Here is an 18119-nt window from a genome sequence, read left to right on the forward strand (position 1 = left end):
TAAAGACTATTTTTGATTTACTTAACACACAGCAAATTAATCAATTTGCAAAAACTGGGAAAGCTTTGAGCTTTCCTTTTTTGCGCATAAAAAAAGAACTGTCTCACTTTTGAGACAGCCTCTTTTTCTATGAATACCTACTGTTTACATTTTAATACAGCTGAATGTAGGTAATGCTTCCGATCACAAACATCTCTGCACTGTTGAGCCCGCTGGGGGTATTGTAGAAAGGAGTAGGTGCTGAAGAGTTACAGGTGCTGACACTTAAATTTGCATTAAAGCCTGTTACATACGATCCGGTTCCGGTATCGAACATATCAAATTTTGTAGCAGCCCATTTGGTGTTATTGGATATCGTGCCTCCGGGTATTAAGCTGGCATGATTCCAGGGTCTGACATTTGTGGTGCTTACCGAAGTACTTACTGTCCAATTGGGGTTGGGGTATAAAGATGAAGTGTATTGATCTCTGTAGTTATCATACTGCAGCTGTTGCCCGTTACCGGTATGGGAATCGGCAGGAACAATAATCTTATCCGTATTTGCTACGATGGGATAACATCCCAAACTATTATTAGCTATTATATCTCCTCTATATTCATAAGGAGTATAATTGTTAATGATAAGAGTTCCTCCCTGAGCATACATAAAAGACATTGCTGCTATTCCTAATATTGTTAAAATTCTTTTCATAATGATTAATTTTCTGTTTTTATATTTTTACGAATCTCATCGCTTTTCTGCATATAGATCTGGGTGGCCCAAACGATAATCTGGCTCATATCGCCACTGGTCTTTCTTGTTATTTCAGCTTCTGTAATCCCTGTGGAAAGGATCAGTTCTTTGGAAGCAGGTACCAGCAGAGCTTTTCTTCTGTCACTTAGTTCAGAGGTATTTCTTTTACGCTCTTCTTCATTGGGCCTGTTCTGCGGCTCGCCAAGACTTTTGAACGCTTTGTCGAAATTTTCCATCTGCGGAGTTTTCATGCTGGCCACGTTATTAATGGCAGTTCCTTCATTATTACATGAAATAAGTCCCAGGACAGTAAAAGCTGTTAGTAAACAATATTTTTTCATAGGTAGGATGTTATGGTTTTTGTTGAATTTTAATGAATAAAATCGGAATTTTAGTAATCATAAACCTGGAGGTAGACCATTCCTGAAATGGAAAACCATTCCGCTTCTGCCGTAGTCCCCAGCTGATACAGATTAGTTGAGAATCCTGCCATATTCGATACAATAGGATTACCCATCGTGAAAGTATCGACGCCATTTCCCTGATCATCCTTAGTGACGAAATGGTACATCGCCCATTCTACCGAAGAACTTATCCCCGCCATGGACGGATCATTGTAATTATAAGCAGTGGTGCCACCGGCTGTAGTCACGTACCATTTTAAAATAGGCAGTAACGAAGCGGCGGAAGTATTTAATGTGACATATTCTACATCGGTCGTTAGCGGTGGAACCGTATATACTCCATAAGGAAGATTGGGAGCAGCAAATGCTACAGGATATCCGCCTGGATTGATTCTGCTACAAGCCATCAGCCTTCCTTCGAGACTTAGCTTACTGTAATTATGGATCATTAAAGGGGTGCTTTGCGCAAAAGAAAGTGCACCACATAATACAAGGGTTGATACTATTAGTTTTTTCATATTAATAAATTTGTAAATAAGAGTAATCCACATTTCCTGTGGTAATATTGAACCATTCTACATCGCCATATGGTGTAGATATATTGGAGCTTGCTCCCGTGCATGGATCCTGAGGCTCTCCAATCAGGCCACTGAAAGAAGGCTCGGGAGTAGAAGTTCCTGCATAATACATTTGAAATTGAGAAGAAGACCATTTTGTATTCGCAGAAATTACACCACCGGGTGCAATACTGGCGTGATTCCATGCTCTTACTGTCTGTGTTGTAGCGCTTAGCTGTACTACCCAGTTTGCATTAGGATACAGAGAGTTTAGATACTGATCTTTAAAATTAGCATATACCAGTTCATTTCCATTGTTCATGTTGGCATCAGCAGGCACAACAACCATTGCTGGACTGTTTGTAGTGACATAAGGATAACAGCCTCCTCCAAAATTATGGGCACTTAAGGTTCCATGAAAATCAAAAGTGGTAGAGTAGTTATTCACAATTAATTTCAGGTTTTGTGCATTAATCAGTGATACTGCCGCAATGAAAATTATAGCTAGAATTTTTTTCATTGCTTTTAATTTTCGGCTTTTATATTCTTGCGGATCTCGTCACTTTTTTTCATATAGATTTGGGTAGCCCAGACAATGATCTGGCTCATATCGCCACCGGTCTTTCTCGTCAGTTCAGCTTCTGTCACCCCTGTTGAAAGGATCAGGTCTTTCGAAGCAGGAACTAAAAGCGCTTTTCTTCTGTCGCTCAGTTCAGAAGTATGTCTTTTTTTCTCCTCTTCCGTAGGCCGGTTTTGAGGGTCACCCAGACTTTTGAAAGCTTTATCAAAGTTTTCCATCTGCGGAGTTTTCATGCTGGAGACTGTATTTACGGCAGCTCCTTCATTGTTGCATGATATCAGGCCTACAACGGCGAATGCAATTAATAAGATTGTTTTTTTCATAATTAAAATGGAATAAGAAAATTAGTGTATTAGTAAATTTCTAAAAAAGTTGTGACTGTAGTACCAGTTGTTATGGTAAACCATTCCGCTGTTCCATAGGGAGTAGTGATCAGGTTATCAATCATAACACACGGATTGGCATTGTTCCCTACATTTCCATTAAAAAACGTTTCCGGGGTGTTGGTTCCTGCAAAATACATCTGAAATTTGGTTGCAGCCCATCTGGTATTGTTGGCCACCGTTCCGCCTGGCATAACGGCAGCATGGTTCCAGGCCCGGGGTTGTGAGTTTGTGGGACTTGTAGTTACAGTCCATTGCCCAATAGGAAATAGGGAATCTGTAAACTGGTCCTTGTAATTCTTATAAATAATTGCATTGCTGTTGCTCATATTAGAATAAGCAGGAGCAATAATCGTTGCAGGATTCAGCGCATGAACATAGGGATAGCATCCTCCTGCAAAATTGTTGGCCGAAAGACTTCCGTGAAAATCATATCCGGAATAATTATTAATGATAAAAATGCCTTGAGAATACGCCAGAGAAACGGCAGCTATTCCTATCAATGTTAATAGTTTTTTCATAATATTCTAGTTATTGGTTTTTATATTGTTGCGTATTTTATCACTTTTTGTCATGTAGATCTGGGTAGCCCAGACAATGATCTGGCTCATATCGCCACCTGTCTTTCTCATCAGTTCTGCTTCTGTAATGCCCGTGGAAAGAATCAGTTCCTTGGAGGCCGGAACAAGAAGTGCCTTTCTTCTGTCACTTAGTTCAGAGGTATTTCTTTTCCGCTCTTCTTCATTGGGCTTGTTCTGCGGCTCGCCAAGACTTTTGAACGCTTTGTCGAAATTTTCCATCTGCGGAGTTTTCATACTTTCCACAGTATTTATGGCGGAGCTTTCATTGCTGCATGATGCCAGGGGTAAAACGGCAAAAGCAGCCGATAACAGTAGTTTTTTCATAGGGATATTTTTAAATGTTCAGTTTGATTATTTGATGAACTATTAATAGATTTGGAAATAAGTAATTTGTCCGCTTGGTGTTGTGATCGTGTACCAGTCTGCAGTAATACCTGTATTTGCTCCGGTCTGGGTGTTGGTTAAGAAGCCTCCCGAAAGCGCAGGATCACCTACCTCGAAACTGTCATAGCTGTATCCGGTATTGTCCGTAAGTACAAAAGCGAAACCCATCCACTCATCTACGGCCGTCACCGCTGTGATAATAGGATGATTATAAGGGTAGTTTCCTGTATTGGCGCTGTTTAGAGGATCAATATAATACCAACCGGGAATTGGTATTGGATTGGATCCTCCTGTATTGTCAAATTTATCATATTTGGTATAGCTTCCGGCGGGAACTGTATATCTGCTGTAAGGTGCATTAGCAAGAGCATACATATAAGGCTGTGATGATCCTGAGCCTGCTGATCCAACCGTCATAAATCTGCCTGCAGCATCGTAACTGCTGTAATTATTGATCATCAGCGTAGAAGATTGGGCAGCAATAGTTATCCCTGCAACAATACCTAAAATAATGCTTAGTTTTTTCATGGTATAATTTATTTATGTGATTAATATGATTGATCTGACTTCAGTTTTCTTCTGATTTCATCACTTTTCTGTATATAAACCTGAGTAGCCCAAACAATAATCTGGCTCATATCGCCACCGGTTTTTCTCGTCAGTTCAGCTTCTGTAACCCCTGTTGAAAGGATCAGGTCTTTCGAAGCAGGAACTAAAAGCGCTTTCCTTCTGTCGCTCAGTTCAGAAGTGTTTCTTTTTTTCTCCTCTTCCGTAGGTCGGTTTTGAGGTTCACCCAGACTTTTGAAAGCTTTGTCAAAGTTTTCCATCTGTGGGGTTTTCATACTTTCCACAGTATTTATGGCAGAGCTTTCATTGCTGCATGATGCCAGTGTTAAAACGGCCAGTAAAGCCGATAAAAAGATTTTTTTCATGATTAAATTATTAAAATATAAGGTAAATGATTAGTGAAATTTGGACATATAATATCCCCCGGAGAGCAAAACAGCTGCTTTCCGTATAGGATATTCAATAAAATAGGCATCTGCAGGACAGCTGCCGATTATCTAATAGATCTGCAGGTAAGTGACCGGGCCGCTAGGTGTAGTTATTGTGAACCAGTCTGCACTTGAAAAAGTACCCGTTCCTGAAGCACTGAAGCCTGGATATACCGTAGGATCGCCCAACTGGTAAGTATCAGTGGCTCCGGTTGAAGGATCTGTCAGCCAGAAATGAAATCCGGCCCAAACATTCGAAGGATTCATTACAGTGGTGATAAAAGGATGATTATAAGGATATGTTCCGCTGTTGGCGGGATTAGTTGGATCTGTAACATACCAGATCGTTATGGGAAGTGAAGCAGTTCCGGAAGTATCGAATGTATTATATATGGTATCCGCTCCTCCGGGTACAGTGTACGTGCTGTAGGGGGCATTGGGGGCAGCGTACATATAAGGTCCGGGAACACCGCCGGGCATACCGGTACGCAGTCTTCCTACAGCATCAAAAGTGTTATAGTTTTGTATCACCAAAGGAGAAGTCTGGGCAAAAGAAAGAACTCCTGCCAATACTGATAAAAGTAAGGATATCTTTTTCATAGTAATAAGGGTTATTGGATGATCAGGTAAGTGTAAGCATATGCTGAGGAAAAAGAACAGATTCCAAAAACAGGTAGAATGTTCTTCATGATCTATTGATCAGATTTTAAGTTTGTGCGGATCGCGTCACTTTTCTGCATATAGATCTGAGTAGCCCAGACAATGATCTGGCTCATGTCGCCACCGGTTTTTCTCATCAGCTCAGCTTCCGTAACGCCTGATGAGATAATCAGTTCTTTAGATGCCGGAACAAGAAGAGCTTTTCTTCTGTCACTTAATTCAGAGGTATTCCTTTTCTTTTCTTCTTCAGTAGGCCTGTTTTGGGGATCGCCCAGGCTTTTGAAAGCTTTGTCGAAGCTTTCCATCTGTGGAGTCTTCATACTTTGTACCGTATTTACAGCCGTTCCCTCATTATTGCAGGAAATAAGACTTATTACAGCGATTGCTGTTAATAATAAATGTTTTTTCATGGCTAAAGTTTAATGATTGGTGATTATAAATTAATTTTTGATAAATTTATGAAAAAAAATCACACAAACAATAAATTGTACACTTTTTAGTGTCTTATTTTTAAATTTATTTATATTTATTTAGCTATGATGGAATATTTTACGCTTAATTTATTCGTTTTCAAGTATTTTTTTAGCTTCCAGAAGTTCTGATTTTTCCTTTTCACCGAGTTGAGGATATTTAAGATCCATTTTTTCCAAAGTATCAATAATGATCTGGATGGCCGCTACTCTTGCAAACCATTTATTGTCTGCCGGAAGCACATACCAAGGTGCGTGATCCTTTGAAGTTTCGTTGATAGCGGTTTCATAAGCTTCCATATATTTAGGGAAAAGTGCTCTTTCAGGAAGATCTGCAGCAGAAAATTTCCAGTTTTTTTCCTGTTCCTCGATTCTGTCCAGAAACCTCTTCTTTTGCTCGTCCTTAGAAACATTTAAAAATATTTTCACAATAGTAGTTCCGTTTTGTGTCAGGTGCTGCTCGAAATTCCGGATACTTTCATATCTGTTTTCCCAGAACTTAGCATCGAAATCCTTTACGGAAGACCATGTTTTTTCGCTGATGTTATACTCAGGATGAACCTTGCATACCAAAACACTCTCGTAATGAGATCTGTTGAAGATACCAATCATTCCTTTCTGAGGAAGAGCCAGGTAATGTCTCCACAGGAAGTCGTGGGAATATTCCTTCGAGCTTGGGGTTTTAAAACTTGTGACACTGCAGCCCTGTGGATTCACACCTCCGAAAACATGCTCTATCAAGCTGTCTTTCCCCGCTGCATCCATTGCCTGCAGGACTACAAGCAGGGATTTGCTGCCATCAGCATAAAGTTTTTCCTGCAGTTCCCTCAGCTTCTCTTTTTCAGCGACTAACAACTGCTCACCTTCCTCTTTTGTGAGCTTTCCCTGATATTCCGTTGAGATTTTTTTTATTGAGACTTTTCCTTTTACCAGGAAGTCATCCGAAAAATTAGTGTCCATATTTTTTAATATTTAATGATTGAAAAACTTAAAAGTTGAGAGATTAAGAAATTAAGGGAAAGTCTCTAACTAGCATCAAACGTCTGAGATCTAGCATCTAAAATCTAACTTCTAACCTCTAAAATCTTATAAAAATAAATGTAATAAAAAAACCGTCTCCAAATGAAGACGGTTCTTTTATTTTTTTTAGTAGAGATTACTTCGCTGCTTCTTTTTTAGCAAGTTTAGCTGCTTTCTTTTCAGCTTTTGCAGCTGCTTTCTGTTCTTCAGCTGTTAAAGGCTTTGGTTCAGGAGCATTTGCGTCTACGTTACCTTTGATGTAGATTACGCTTCTGCTGTTGGCAGGGTCATTAGAGAAAACTTCGATCATTTTATTGAAAGGTCCGTTAAGAGTAGTGTTATATCCTACTTTAATCTTAGCAGATTTTCCTGGCATGATAGGATCCTGGCTGAACTCAGGGGTAGTACATCCACAAGAAGGCTTTACGTTAGAAAGGATCAAAGGTTTGTCACCTGTGTTCGTTACTGTAAAGAATCTTGTACCGTCAGCACTTGGCTTGATAGTACCATAGTCAAAAGTAGTTTTGTCAAACGTAATCGTTTGTGCAGATGCCAATGCAAACGTTCCAAATAATGCAATTCCTGCAATTAATTTTTTCATATTCTTGAATGTTAATATGTTTGTTAGATAAATTTCAAGAAACAAAGTTAAAAATTATTTTAATTCATACTTAAAATTTTTTTTCTTTAGACTATTTTTGCAAATTGTAAGCAAAAGAAATAGAATTTTATGCAGATTTCAGAAAAGTACAATCCACAGGAAACTGAGCAGAAATGGTACAACTTCTGGATGGAAAACAATTTTTTCCATTCGGAGCCTAATGAGAAACCACCATATACTGTGGTAATTCCTCCGCCAAACGTAACGGGGATATTACACATGGGACATATGCTGAACAATACCATTCAAGATGTTCTCGTCCGCCGTGCAAGAATGCAGGGCTTTAATGCCTGCTGGATTCCGGGCACAGATCACGCTTCAATTGCCACTGAAGCCAAAGTTGTTGCCAAACTGAAATCGGAAGGGGTCAGCAAATCAGATATTACCCGCGAAGAATTCTTAAAACATGCCTGGGAATGGACTGATAAATATGGAGGAACCATTCTGGAGCAGCTGAAAAAGCTGGGATGTTCATGCGACTGGGACAGAACCCGCTTCACAATGGAAGAGAAACTTTCCCAACAGGTCATCAAAAGCTTTGTAGATCTGTATAATAAAGGATTGATCTACAGAGGTTACAGAATGGTGAACTGGGATCCGGAAGCCAAGACCAATATTTCCGATGAAGAAGTAATATTTAAAGAACAGAACGGAAAATTATATTTCCTTAAATATAAAATTGAAGGTTCGGAAGAGTTTCTTTCCGTAGCAACAACACGTCCCGAGACTATTTTTGGGGATACCGCCGTATGCATTAACCCTAATGATGAAAGATATGCTCATCTGAAAGGAAAAAATGTAATCGTACCAATCGTTGACAGAGTTATTCCAATCATTGAAGACGAATATGTAGACATTGAATTCGGAACCGGAGCGTTGAAAATTACGCCTGCACATGATACCAATGACTACGAGATCGGACAGAAGCATCAGCTGAAAATGATCGATGCTTTGGATGATGACGGAAATCTTAACGAGTATGGTTTACATTATGCAGGTAAAAACAGGTTTGATGTAAGAAAGCAGATTGCAAAAGAATTGCAGGAAAAAGATCTTTTACTGAAAGCAGAAGATTACGTAAATAAAGTAGGAACTTCAGAAAGAACGGGCGCAGTTATTGAGCCTAAGATTTCTGTTCAGTGGTTCTTAAAAATGTCTGAAATTGCTAAACCTGCTTTGGATGTAGTAATGGATGATGAGGTAAAATTTTACCCGGAAAAGTTCAAAAACACCTATAAGCACTGGATGGAAAACATCCGTGACTGGAATATTTCCCGCCAGCTTTGGTGGGGGCAGCAGATTCCGGCCTTTTACTATGGGGAAGGGGAAAACGATTTTGTCGTTGCAGAAACTAAAGAAGAAGCTTTAGAAATTGCAAAGCAAAAATCCGGAAACGAACAACTGACAGCTGACAACTTAAGACAGGACGAAGACGCCCTTGACACCTGGTTCTCGTCATGGTTATGGCCAATGTCTGTATTTGATGGTCTGCTTGATCCTGAAAATAAAGATATCAACTATTATTATCCAACTGCTGACCTTGTTACAGGACCGGATATTATTTTCTTCTGGGTAGCCAGAATGATCATGGCCGGACTGGAATACAGAAAAGAAGTTCCGTTCAAAAATGTATATTTCACAGGTATTGTAAGAGACAGCCAGAGAAGAAAGATGTCAAAATCTTTAGGAAATTCTCCCGATCCGTTAGAGTTAATTTCTGAATTTGGAGCAGATGGAGTTCGTGTTGGGATTTTATTGAGTTCTGCAGCAGGGAATGACCTTCTTTTTGATAAAGATCTGATGCTGCAGGGAAGAAATTTTGCGACAAAAATATGGAATGCTTTCCGGTTGATCAACATGTGGAATCATGAAGACAAACCGGCAAACTTTGCAGACAACCAAACTATTGAATGGTTTGAAAATAAACTTAATAAAACAATTGCTGAAATAAATGATCAGTTTGAAAAGTTCAGAATTTCCGATGCTCTTCATTTAATTTATAAATTAATTTGGGATGATTTCTGCGGTTGGTATCTTGAAGCCATTAAGCCGAATTATGGAGAAGGGATTTCTAAAGAAGTTTATCATAAAACAATATATTTCTTTGAAGAATTAATGAAATTACTTCATCCATTTATGCCTTTCTTAACGGAAGAATTATGGCAGACTATTTCTGAAAGAAGCATTGAAGAAGCATTAATTGTTGCTCAGCAGAAAAAAGCAGGAACATTTAATGAGGGAATCATTAAAAACTTCGAAACTGCTGAAGAAATCATTTCCGGAATCAGAAATTACCGTCAGACCAAAGGAATTTCTCCTAGAGAAGCGGTTGAGGTTTACACGAATGCGGCCGGTTTTGAGAATGAAGCCGTGATCAGAAAACTGGGGAATGTTGCCGAAATCCATTTTGGAGAAAAAACAGATAAGCCTAGTTTCACATTCCTTGTTAGCGCAACAGAAGTTTCTATTCCTCTGAGCGAAAATTTAGATTTAGGTGAAGAGAAAAAGAAAACAGAAGAAGAACTGGCTTATTTAAAAGGATTCCTGATCTCTGTGGATAAGAAGCTTTCCAATGAAAAGTTTGTAGCCAATGCCAAACCTGAAGTTGTGGAGACAGAGCGCCAGAAACAGAAAGATGCTCAGGATAAAATAGCTATTTTAGAAGAGAAACTGAAAAGTTTGTAAATTTAAAAGATAGACAGTTGATTTAAAACGTTCTGACGACTCTTATTATACGGGAATTACCAATGATATTGAATTCAGATTAGTTCAGCATCAGTCTGGGAAATTTCCAGACAGCTATACTCACAAAAGAAGACCTGTTAAGCTAGTCTTCTTTTGTGAATTTAATGACAGTACTCAGGCTATTTTATCTGTGCTCAGCCTGACCAATTAGACAACAAAGAATAAATGACACACATAGAAAACATAAAAAAACTATTCTCAAAAAACTTCGTGGAAAGTCCTTTACTGGAAAGCTTCGAAGTGGGAAAACTCTATCTTTCCAGCGGGAAGCTCGTTGCCTGTGATCCTTTGATCACTAATGATATGCTGCCTTTCACGACAGAATTTCCTAAAGGGAATTTCTCCGTTTTACTGCATAAAGAAAGAGAAAGCAACTGTGTCGCGTATGCGGAAGTTATTTTCAGCAGTACGGAAATTACAGAATGGAAAATGGCTGTTACTGAAGGCCAGGATATTAAAGATCTTGCTGAAGAGGAAGTTTTCGGATATCCTGTAGAAAGTGGTATGGGATGCCTGATGGATGCAGATACCCAGCATCACCTTAATGAGCTGGAAAAAAGATTGTATCATAATAAAGGGGCAGATTTCATGGGAATCTATGAAGAATTTTTCCATGACTATTTCTTTGATGAGAAAGGGGCTATAGATCAGTATGCATTTCTGAAGCCGGCTGATGGGCATCCTGGAACAATTTTTGCCTTTGAAACAGGATACGGTGAAGGTTTTTATGCCAGCTATATTGCTTACGATAAAGATCACAAGCCTGTGAAGATAATTACCGAATTTATTGAAATAAGTTAATTAAATTAGTTATTTTTGAAACCTAGTTTTCTGAAAATATTATATTAAACTAAGATAAAACACCAATGAAATTCTCATCAGAACAACCCAAAATTATTGTAGTAGGCAGTTCATCAATTGATCTCGTTTTAGAAACCGAAAAAATTCCTCAATCTAATGAAACTGTTTTGGCTGTCAATTCAGACAGTTATTTTGGTGGAAAAGGAGCCAATCAGGCGGTGGGAACCGCAAGGCTGGGAGCCAGTGTCTATTTTATAGGTTGTGTGGGGATGGATCCTCTTGGCCAGCAGATTATGAGAAATCTCGTAGGTGAGGGTGTAAATGTAGGCTTTGTCCATGAAACCGATATGGAATCTACGGGCACAGCATATGTAACTACCAGTCATGGAAATGCAGCTATTGTCGTGGTTCCTGCAGCTAATAAACGTCTCAGCATTCAGCATGTGGAAGATGCGGACCGTTATTTTAACAGCGTGGACCTTGTGCTTGTTCAGCTTGAAGTGGCTATGGAGGTAGTAGAATATGCAATCAGAAAAGCTAAAAAATATGGCAAAAAAGTAGGTCTTTATGCTTCACCGGCGATGAGAATTCATGAAGGAATTATAGAAAATGTAGATTTTATTGTGACCAAAAGCAGCGAACTGCATACTGTTTTTGGTGAAGATAAGAGAGAAGAGATCCTTAAAAAGTATTTCAATAAGGTTTTCGTGAGGGATGATACCAATTCTACGGTCTATTTTGACGGAACGGAAATGAAATATTATAGAAATGATAAAGATGAGACTGTTTACAAAATGGGAATGGGAGATGCCTTTACTTCAGGATTCGCTATAGCACTCTGTCATGGAAATTCTATCGAAGATTGTGTAAAATTCGGTAATGAAGTTTCTTCAAGAGTTTCCGGGGGAAAAGGTTCACAGACAGGACTTCCCAGAATGTCGGATTTCTTATCCTAAAGCTATTTACCACATATCGAAAGTTGTAAACTTAACATAAAAATATAAGTAAAATCTCCACTTTTATAGTGGATTTTTTCTTTTTATACTATGCAAAAACTGGAACTCATTACAAAAGACCATATGCCTTTGGCGGTTCATCTTTTCAGACCTGAAAAAAGCAACGGAAAACTGCTTCTGATCAATTCTGCAACAGGGGTGAAACAACAGGTGTATTTCTCATTTGCCCATTTCTTTTCAGAGCAGGGATTTACGGTCATTTCTTATGATTACAGAGGAATAGGGCTTTCAAAACCTAAAAATATGAAAGGTTTTAAAGCTTCCATGAGAATCTGGGGTTCTGAAGATTATAAAACGCTGACCCACTATATTAAAACAGAATTTCCGGAATATAAAAAGTACTGTCTGGGACATTCGGTGGGAGCATTGATTCTGGGTATGAATGAAGATTCCATCATGTTTGATGAATTTATTTTTGTGGGAACTCAGAATGCATTTGTCGGAAACCTGAAGCTCAGGACAAAAATAGAAGCTTATCTCGGGTTTGGAATTGTTCAGCCATTAACTACCGGATTGTTAGGGTATTTTCCGGCAAACTGGTTCGGACTTGGAGAAAGTCTTCCAAAAAATTGCGCATATGACTGGAGAACCTTAATTTTAAACAGGAAATCAACCAACAGGCTGTTGGAGAAAATTGATGACTATTCTAAAAATTTGACGCAAAAAGTGTTTGTGATCCGTGCAGAAGACGATATATGGCTGACTGAAAAAGGGGTATTGAGCCTTTTAAACAATACATATCCCAACCTTAAACCTTCTTACAGGCTGGTAAAAGCCTCTGAATCTGACAAAAATGAAATCGGACACGTCAATTTTTTTAGAAATTATAATAAAAAACTCTGGAATATTATTTTAAACGAATTGACAGATAAATGAAAAGTACGATCGAAAACACCGTAGAATTTGTAAAAGAAAAATTAAAAGGAGCCGAAGCCGGGCACGACTGGTATCACATTGAAAGAGTATGGAAGCTGTCGAGAAAAATAGCCGCAGCAGAAGACTGTAATCAGGAAGTTGTAGAACTTTCCGCATTGCTGCATGATATTGCAGATCCCAAATTTCATAACGGAGATGAAAGCATTGCTCCAAAAGTAGCAAGAGAATTTCTGGAAAGTCAGCAGGTTTCTGAAGAGGTAATAGAAAAGGTTTTATTTATCATTAAAAATATCTCGTTTAAAAACAGAGGCGAAGTGCCGGCTGAACTGCCTATTGAGCTTAAAATTGTACAGGATGCAGACCGTATAGATGCGATAGGCGCTATTGGAATCGGAAGGACATTCAATTTCGGAGGTTTTAAAAATAATCCTATGTATGATCCGGAAATTCAGCCGAGCCTGAATATGTCTAAAGATGAATATAAAAAATCCAACGGCACCACGATCAATCATTTCTACGAAAAACTTCTGCTTTTAAAAAATCTGATGAATACCGAGAAAGGAAAGGAGATTGCTCAGCAAAGACATGATTATATGCTGGGATTCCTGGATCAGTTCTACAAAGAATGGAATGTAGATTAACATTCCTCTGAAAAATCTTAAATCAGTATCTTTGCAGTATGGTATTTATCATTTTTGTTATCTTCTGGGCTTGTGTTCTTTCTTTGATTTTGTGTAAAGTGAAATCGGGAAGGATGGCAAAATGGGCAAAGCTGTTCCGTATCCTTACCCTGGTCTTTTCAATCTCAATATTTACGTACTGGTTCATTAAAAAGAGTGCGGTAGGTTTTGTAGATAATTCCGTAGGACTGCAGGTCGTCAATAAACTTCCACAGACTCTGGATTTTTATCTGATCAAAGTGGATACTGCCAAAATCCAAAATCTGGAGCCTAAACATATCGGGAAAATACGTCCGGAATATTACAGAATAGAATATCTTAAAATGGACCAATCCGATGAATACTGGATCATAGGATACCTGGGTAAAAAGAACATGGTTTATTTCTCCCAACATGCAGTACCGAACAAAAATATCGACCAGATTGTGGAAGTTCAGAACTATATCAACCAGAGCGTAAAACTTTCGGAAGCTGCAAAAAAACAGGTTGAGACCTATAATTATGAGAATGCAAAACTCGGAATCTGGGTTTCCCTGGACTTTCTGCTCCTGTTCCTGAACCTGGTACTTTTGTTAAGAAAAAATAAAATAAGCAGTGAATAATGAGTCATATTAAACTGTTGGTTTAAAGAATTATTCATTATTCACTGCTTATATATATTACGGATAATCCAGGATCTGCATCACCTGTTCCTTAAATTCTTCAGGACAGTTTTTGATCAGCTTATCTTTATTCTGCTTACTGATCTGGTGAGGTTCCAGCCATTCAGTCCGGTTGGCACTCAGGCTGTGATTATCGTAGAGCCTTTTTATCTTATGGTTTTCATAAAACGTATATTCATCACCGAGCCACGTACTGGCAATACTGATTGTGCAAATTTCTTTTTCCATGACATTTGTTTTTTTAAGTACCGTGTTGCATGACAAACATCAGTATACCCTAATTTACTAATTTTTTTCAACAAAAACAGCTTTTTGAGCATATTTTTGCAGTTATGTCTGAAAAATGCAATAAAACAAATATCTTAGTTAAAACAGTGTTCCGTTATTATCGGTAGCCATTTGAGGAATATGAATATCGGTTTTCCATTCTTCATTCATTTTTTTAATGAAATAAGCCGAAAGAAGCGGAGAGGCTTTTTCAATATTCTGATGGACAAAGAAGTATACATTCTGCAGACCCTCTTTTTTCCATTTTGTCAAATGTTTCATCCAGTCGTCAAGCCTTTCATAGTCGCTTTCGGCATTGGCTCCTACATATCGGATAAAAGCATTGGGAGTAGTAAGGCGCATATGGAGCATGTCTCTCCTTCCTGCAGTATCCACGATGATATTGGTGATATTGTTGGCTTCAAAAAGCTCACAGGTTGTATTGAAAATCTCTTCATCGGTGAACCATTCTGTATTACGGAGTTCAATGGCAAGAGGAACTTCCTGAGGCCAGTCTTTCACAAATTTTTCCAGCCTGTCGTAATCTTTAGGCTTAAAATTATCATGAAGCTGCAGAAAAGCCATGCCCAGTTTTTGATCAAAATTCATAATCGCTGATGCAAAGTTGGTTACCGGTTCAGTAACGTCAATCAGCCTTCTGAAATGGGAAACAGTATTGGTGATCTTTGGGAAAAATTTAAAATTATCAGGAGTTTTTTCTTTCCAGACTGCTACCTGTTCAGGGGTAGGCATTCCGTAAAAAGTAGCATTAAGCTCAATAGAATTAAACTGCTTGGCGTAATAGGTCAATTCGTCCTTGGTTCCCTTAGGATAAAATCCTTTAAGATCGGTTTTGTTCCATTTTGCACATCCGATGGAAATGTTTTCCAGCCCTTTTTTATTCTGACTTAAAATTTCCTTAGTTCTGGAATGGTCTTTAGGAAGTGTGAAATCTATTGTTGAAGGGTCTTCTACTTGTCCGAATTTCATATTTAATATTTAAGGATTAAACTGCTTAAACAAATATAAAACAAAAACCATAGAATTTCTATGGTTTTGTAATGCCTTTTATAATTGCATAGTATTGTTTTATTTTACCCCTTGTGTTACCATTCTGTTCGAAATAACAGAATAGATACAGCCTGTGGTTTTTAAATTGACAGTGATGGTAGCAGGAGTAGACCGGTAAGCCGTATCACCGTAAGGTTCAATGATCTTGCCGTTTGAATCTTTTAGAGTTCTTCCTTTTACCGTATAAGTCATCGTCGCTGTTCCTGTAAATCCACTTGAAGGCGTGAAAGTAACGATTCCTGTCGTTTTATTATAAGTCCATGTTCCCTGTGGGGTTACTTTTTTACGGTACAGTGTAAGATCTGTATCACTGGTTTTCGTAAAACTGAATGTCGAATAGTCGATATTAGCACTGCTTCCTGTTGGTGGAGTTGTAATACTGATAGGGCCCTTGTAAGCAATATCGTTATTGAGAACCGGAATATTGACCGGTTGAAATTTACAGGTAGAAGCTACATCGTTATTCGTAACAGCGGCATAAGGAAGGGTAAGTTTCACGTTTCGGATAATATGCTGCTGAAAAGCTCCTCCCGTAGCTGCTGCAAAGCCCAGCTTCAAAACAGACGGAACGGTTGCATTCAGAGTTTGAGGCGTGGGAGTCCCTTCCGTATCTGAAGTATTAAAATCAGTCGTCTGCGGATTTGCATTCTCAGTATAAGGCACTGAAGTTTTGTAATGATAATAGTTGATCACATTGACAGGTGTGCCATTTTGCGTAGTCTGAATATCCACTTTAATATCAAATCCATCCGTTGTAGTTAGGCTTGTAAAATGCGGGATCAGATCAAGATATACTTTCCTGAATTCTCCTGCATTATTCCTGAGGTCAAATACAGAGGCAAGTGAATTGGAGGTAGCCAGATAGCTTCTGTCAGCCTGAAGGATTCTTCCTACCGCACCAGTGTTACTTAAGGTAGAACGGGTAACCAATACAGGATATCCCGTATATCCTAAGCCTAAGCCATTCGTATTAATAGCTGCTCCTCTTGCTCCTCTTAACGTGACATGGCTTGACGCCTGCGCCCACGTTACTCCTGAAATACCGTTTACCCTGGATTCACCCTGAAAACGCTTAGATTTGAAATTTCCGAATTTATCCAGTGCAATACCCAGGTAAGCACCTGATAAACCTTCTTTTCTTTGGCTTGCATAGGTATTTTGTGTTCTGTTATAGGAATATCCGAGACCGGCACCCGGCGCTCCAATAGTGGGGCTTGTTACAGCTCCGTCATAAAGGAAAAAAGATAAGCCATCTCCATAAGCACCACCCAGTGGCGATCCATTTTTCATGTCATATTCAAATTCAACGTGTAGCCCGTTTACTGATGTAAAAGTTCTTCCGTTGATAAACAATCCTCCAAACTGTCCCGAGCTGGCTGGAGTAAGCTGTACTCCTGTAGAAGTATGGGAGGCGCTTCCCTGTATCGAAAGTTCTGATGCCGAAGAAGCATTCATTAATGAACTTGAATAAGAATAGAACCCATAAATACTTGCTGTTTCAGTACTGTCTGTCTGTGCATACACGAAGTTGGTAAGCAGGGTGAAAACAAGGCTCATCAAAGATAGCCCTCTAAAAGTTTGTTTCATAGCTGCTTATTTTACAACAAATACGATGTTGATGAAAGATGCTGAAGTAGCATTGGATAAAACATCATAATTCAATACACCTGTGTTGCTGATGCTGTTTATCCTGAAAACAGTGGCATCATATCCCGTTACATAATAGTGTAAATCTGTTGCGTTTGGAAAAAACGGAATCGCAGCCGGAGCGGATGTGCTTCTTGCATTCGCCGGTACATTCGAAAACTGATTTTTATACAAAGTATACAGGTCTTTTGTCTGGCCTGCTGCAATGGTAGTTGTATCAAAAACTACGCTCGGCATGTAGAAAAATTTAGCTACATACGGAGAAAGGCATACCCAGTCCGGAGTGGCAGGAGTACCTACGTTTTGGCTGATACATTTCTTGTTGACATCAAAGATAACTAACCCTGTAGCAGGATTGGTCACTGTTGCAACGTTGCTGATTCTTGGTAAAAGAACTCCTTTAGAAGTACTTGTAATGTCTAAAGTTGAGCTTGGATCTGGGGTAGAAGTGTTAATACCCACCTGAGCAGTAATGGTACAAAAAGCCATTACCAAAATTAAAGTAATAATCTTGTGCATTTCGAAATAATTTTTTTGTGTTGTTTTGTGTTGTCTACTATTAACAAATTTCTTGCCAATAATAAATTAATTATGATTTAAAATTCTGTTTTTTTATATCATAATTTCATCAAAAGTAGATAAAAATTACTAAAAAGAATAACTGAAAACGTATAATGCAGGAACTTAATTCACCTGTTTAGGAACAGTCTATGAATATTTTCAGTATTAATGGTTACTTAACATAAAATTAAATTTTACAAATCAAAATGTTAAATATATGTTAAAGTTTAATGCAAATAAAAAGAGGCTGTCTCAAAAGTGAGACAGTTCTTTTTTTATGCGCAAAAAAGGAAAGCTCAAAGCTTTCCCAGTTTTTGCAAATTGATTAATTTGCTGTGTGTTAAGTAAATCAAAAATAGTCTTTA

The 18119-nt window shown here is 38.5% G+C and carries 23 protein-coding genes and 1 pseudogene; 7 read left to right on the forward strand and 17 right to left on the reverse strand.

The window, feature by feature from the left end:
- Positions 1–151: 151 nt before the first annotated feature.
- From J4Q03_RS20970 to J4Q03_RS21030, 13 genes are all read right to left on the reverse strand, one after another.
- Complete coding sequence (locus tag J4Q03_RS20970; RefSeq protein ID WP_426050049.1) at positions 152–691, reverse strand: hypothetical protein; 540 nt, start codon at positions 689–691, stop codon at positions 152–154.
- A 5-nt stretch (positions 692–696) separates the two neighbouring features.
- A complete protein-coding gene (locus J4Q03_RS20975; RefSeq protein WP_426050050.1) occupies positions 697–1074 on the reverse strand; it encodes a hypothetical protein in 378 nt (125 codons plus the stop codon).
- Positions 1075–1124: 50 nt separating this feature from the next.
- Positions 1125–1655, reverse strand: coding sequence for a hypothetical protein (locus J4Q03_RS20980; RefSeq protein ID WP_426050051.1), 531 nt, complete (start codon positions 1653–1655; stop codon positions 1125–1127).
- Between the two features lies 1 nt (position 1656).
- Positions 1657–2214, reverse strand: a complete 558-nt coding sequence (locus J4Q03_RS20985) for a hypothetical protein (protein WP_426050052.1) — start codon at positions 2212–2214, stop codon at positions 1657–1659.
- 5 nt (positions 2215–2219) lie between these two features.
- The gene (locus J4Q03_RS20990; RefSeq protein WP_426050053.1) at positions 2220–2597 is read right to left on the reverse strand and encodes a hypothetical protein; all 378 of its coding nucleotides are present in this window, start codon (positions 2595–2597) and stop codon (positions 2220–2222) included.
- 29 nt (positions 2598–2626) lie between these two features.
- Positions 2627–3178, reverse strand: coding sequence for a hypothetical protein (locus tag J4Q03_RS20995; protein WP_426050054.1), 552 nt, complete (start codon positions 3176–3178; stop codon positions 2627–2629).
- Positions 3179–3184: 6 nt separating this feature from the next.
- Positions 3185–3562, reverse strand: a complete 378-nt coding sequence (locus J4Q03_RS21000; RefSeq protein WP_426050055.1) for a hypothetical protein — start codon at positions 3560–3562, stop codon at positions 3185–3187.
- A 42-nt stretch (positions 3563–3604) separates the two neighbouring features.
- Complete coding sequence (locus J4Q03_RS21005) at positions 3605–4150, reverse strand: hypothetical protein (protein WP_426050056.1); 546 nt, start codon at positions 4148–4150, stop codon at positions 3605–3607.
- A gap of 20 nt (positions 4151–4170) precedes the next feature.
- On the reverse strand, positions 4171–4554 hold the full coding sequence (locus J4Q03_RS21010) for a hypothetical protein (RefSeq protein ID WP_426050057.1): 384 nt from the start codon (positions 4552–4554) through the stop codon (positions 4171–4173).
- Positions 4555–4686: 132 nt separating this feature from the next.
- Entirely contained in the window at positions 4687–5217 is a 531-nt protein-coding gene (locus tag J4Q03_RS21015) for a hypothetical protein (RefSeq protein WP_426050058.1), read from the reverse strand.
- Positions 5218–5309: 92 nt separating this feature from the next.
- A complete protein-coding gene (locus J4Q03_RS21020; RefSeq protein ID WP_426050059.1) occupies positions 5310–5687 on the reverse strand; it encodes a hypothetical protein in 378 nt (125 codons plus the stop codon).
- Positions 5688–5837: 150 nt separating this feature from the next.
- Positions 5838–6707 (reverse strand): polyphosphate kinase 2 family protein, encoded by an 870-nt coding sequence (locus J4Q03_RS21025; protein WP_426050060.1) that lies wholly within the window; start codon positions 6705–6707, stop codon positions 5838–5840.
- A gap of 196 nt (positions 6708–6903) precedes the next feature.
- Complete coding sequence (locus tag J4Q03_RS21030) at positions 6904–7368, reverse strand: DUF1573 domain-containing protein (RefSeq protein ID WP_426050061.1); 465 nt, start codon at positions 7366–7368, stop codon at positions 6904–6906.
- Positions 7369–7497: 129 nt separating this feature from the next.
- On the opposite strand from J4Q03_RS21030, the gene J4Q03_RS21035 reads away from it, so the two are divergent.
- The 7 genes and pseudogenes from J4Q03_RS21035 (at position 7498) to J4Q03_RS21065 (ending at position 14148) form a co-directional block, all read left to right on the forward strand.
- Positions 7498–10113 (forward strand): valine--tRNA ligase, encoded by a 2616-nt coding sequence (locus J4Q03_RS21035; RefSeq protein WP_426050062.1) that lies wholly within the window; start codon positions 7498–7500, stop codon positions 10111–10113.
- 46 nt (positions 10114–10159) lie between these two features.
- A pseudogene (locus J4Q03_RS21040) lies at positions 10160–10324 on the forward strand (GIY-YIG nuclease family protein); the annotation flags it as partial.
- Positions 10325–10338: 14 nt separating this feature from the next.
- On the forward strand, positions 10339–10974 hold the full coding sequence (locus J4Q03_RS21045) for a DUF4241 domain-containing protein (RefSeq protein ID WP_426050063.1): 636 nt from the start codon (positions 10339–10341) through the stop codon (positions 10972–10974).
- A gap of 65 nt (positions 10975–11039) precedes the next feature.
- A complete protein-coding gene (locus J4Q03_RS21050) occupies positions 11040–11930 on the forward strand; it encodes a ribokinase (RefSeq protein ID WP_426050064.1) in 891 nt (296 codons plus the stop codon).
- 90 nt (positions 11931–12020) lie between these two features.
- Positions 12021–12866, forward strand: a complete 846-nt coding sequence (locus J4Q03_RS21055; protein ID WP_426050065.1) for a serine aminopeptidase domain-containing protein — start codon at positions 12021–12023, stop codon at positions 12864–12866.
- A complete protein-coding gene (locus tag J4Q03_RS21060) occupies positions 12863–13507 on the forward strand; it encodes an HD domain-containing protein (protein WP_426050066.1) in 645 nt (214 codons plus the stop codon). The genes J4Q03_RS21055 and J4Q03_RS21060 overlap by 4 nt, the downstream gene beginning before the upstream one ends.
- Before the next feature lie 113 nt (positions 13508–13620).
- On the forward strand, positions 13621–14148 hold the full coding sequence (locus J4Q03_RS21065; RefSeq protein ID WP_426050067.1) for a hypothetical protein: 528 nt from the start codon (positions 13621–13623) through the stop codon (positions 14146–14148).
- 57 nt (positions 14149–14205) lie between these two features.
- On the opposite strand, the gene J4Q03_RS21070 is transcribed toward J4Q03_RS21065, so the two are convergent.
- The 4 genes from J4Q03_RS21070 to J4Q03_RS21085 all read right to left on the reverse strand — a co-directional run bounded on the left by J4Q03_RS21070 (position 14206) and on the right by J4Q03_RS21085 (position 17712).
- On the reverse strand, positions 14206–14436 hold the full coding sequence (locus J4Q03_RS21070; protein ID WP_426050068.1) for a hypothetical protein: 231 nt from the start codon (positions 14434–14436) through the stop codon (positions 14206–14208).
- Positions 14437–14574: 138 nt separating this feature from the next.
- Positions 14575–15465 (reverse strand): DUF72 domain-containing protein, encoded by an 891-nt coding sequence (locus tag J4Q03_RS21075; RefSeq protein ID WP_426050069.1) that lies wholly within the window; start codon positions 15463–15465, stop codon positions 14575–14577.
- 99 nt (positions 15466–15564) lie between these two features.
- Positions 15565–17133 carry a hypothetical protein gene (locus tag J4Q03_RS21080; RefSeq protein ID WP_426050070.1) on the reverse strand — a complete coding sequence of 523 codons (1569 nt, stop codon included), beginning with the start codon at positions 17131–17133 and terminating at the stop codon, positions 15565–15567.
- A 6-nt stretch (positions 17134–17139) separates the two neighbouring features.
- Entirely contained in the window at positions 17140–17712 is a 573-nt protein-coding gene (locus tag J4Q03_RS21085) for a hypothetical protein (RefSeq protein WP_426050071.1), read from the reverse strand.
- Positions 17713–18119: the final 407 nt, after the last annotated feature.

This window comes from Chryseobacterium sp. NFX27, from assembly GCF_049887855.1.
Taxonomy (GTDB): domain Bacteria; phylum Bacteroidota; class Bacteroidia; order Flavobacteriales; family Weeksellaceae; genus Chryseobacterium.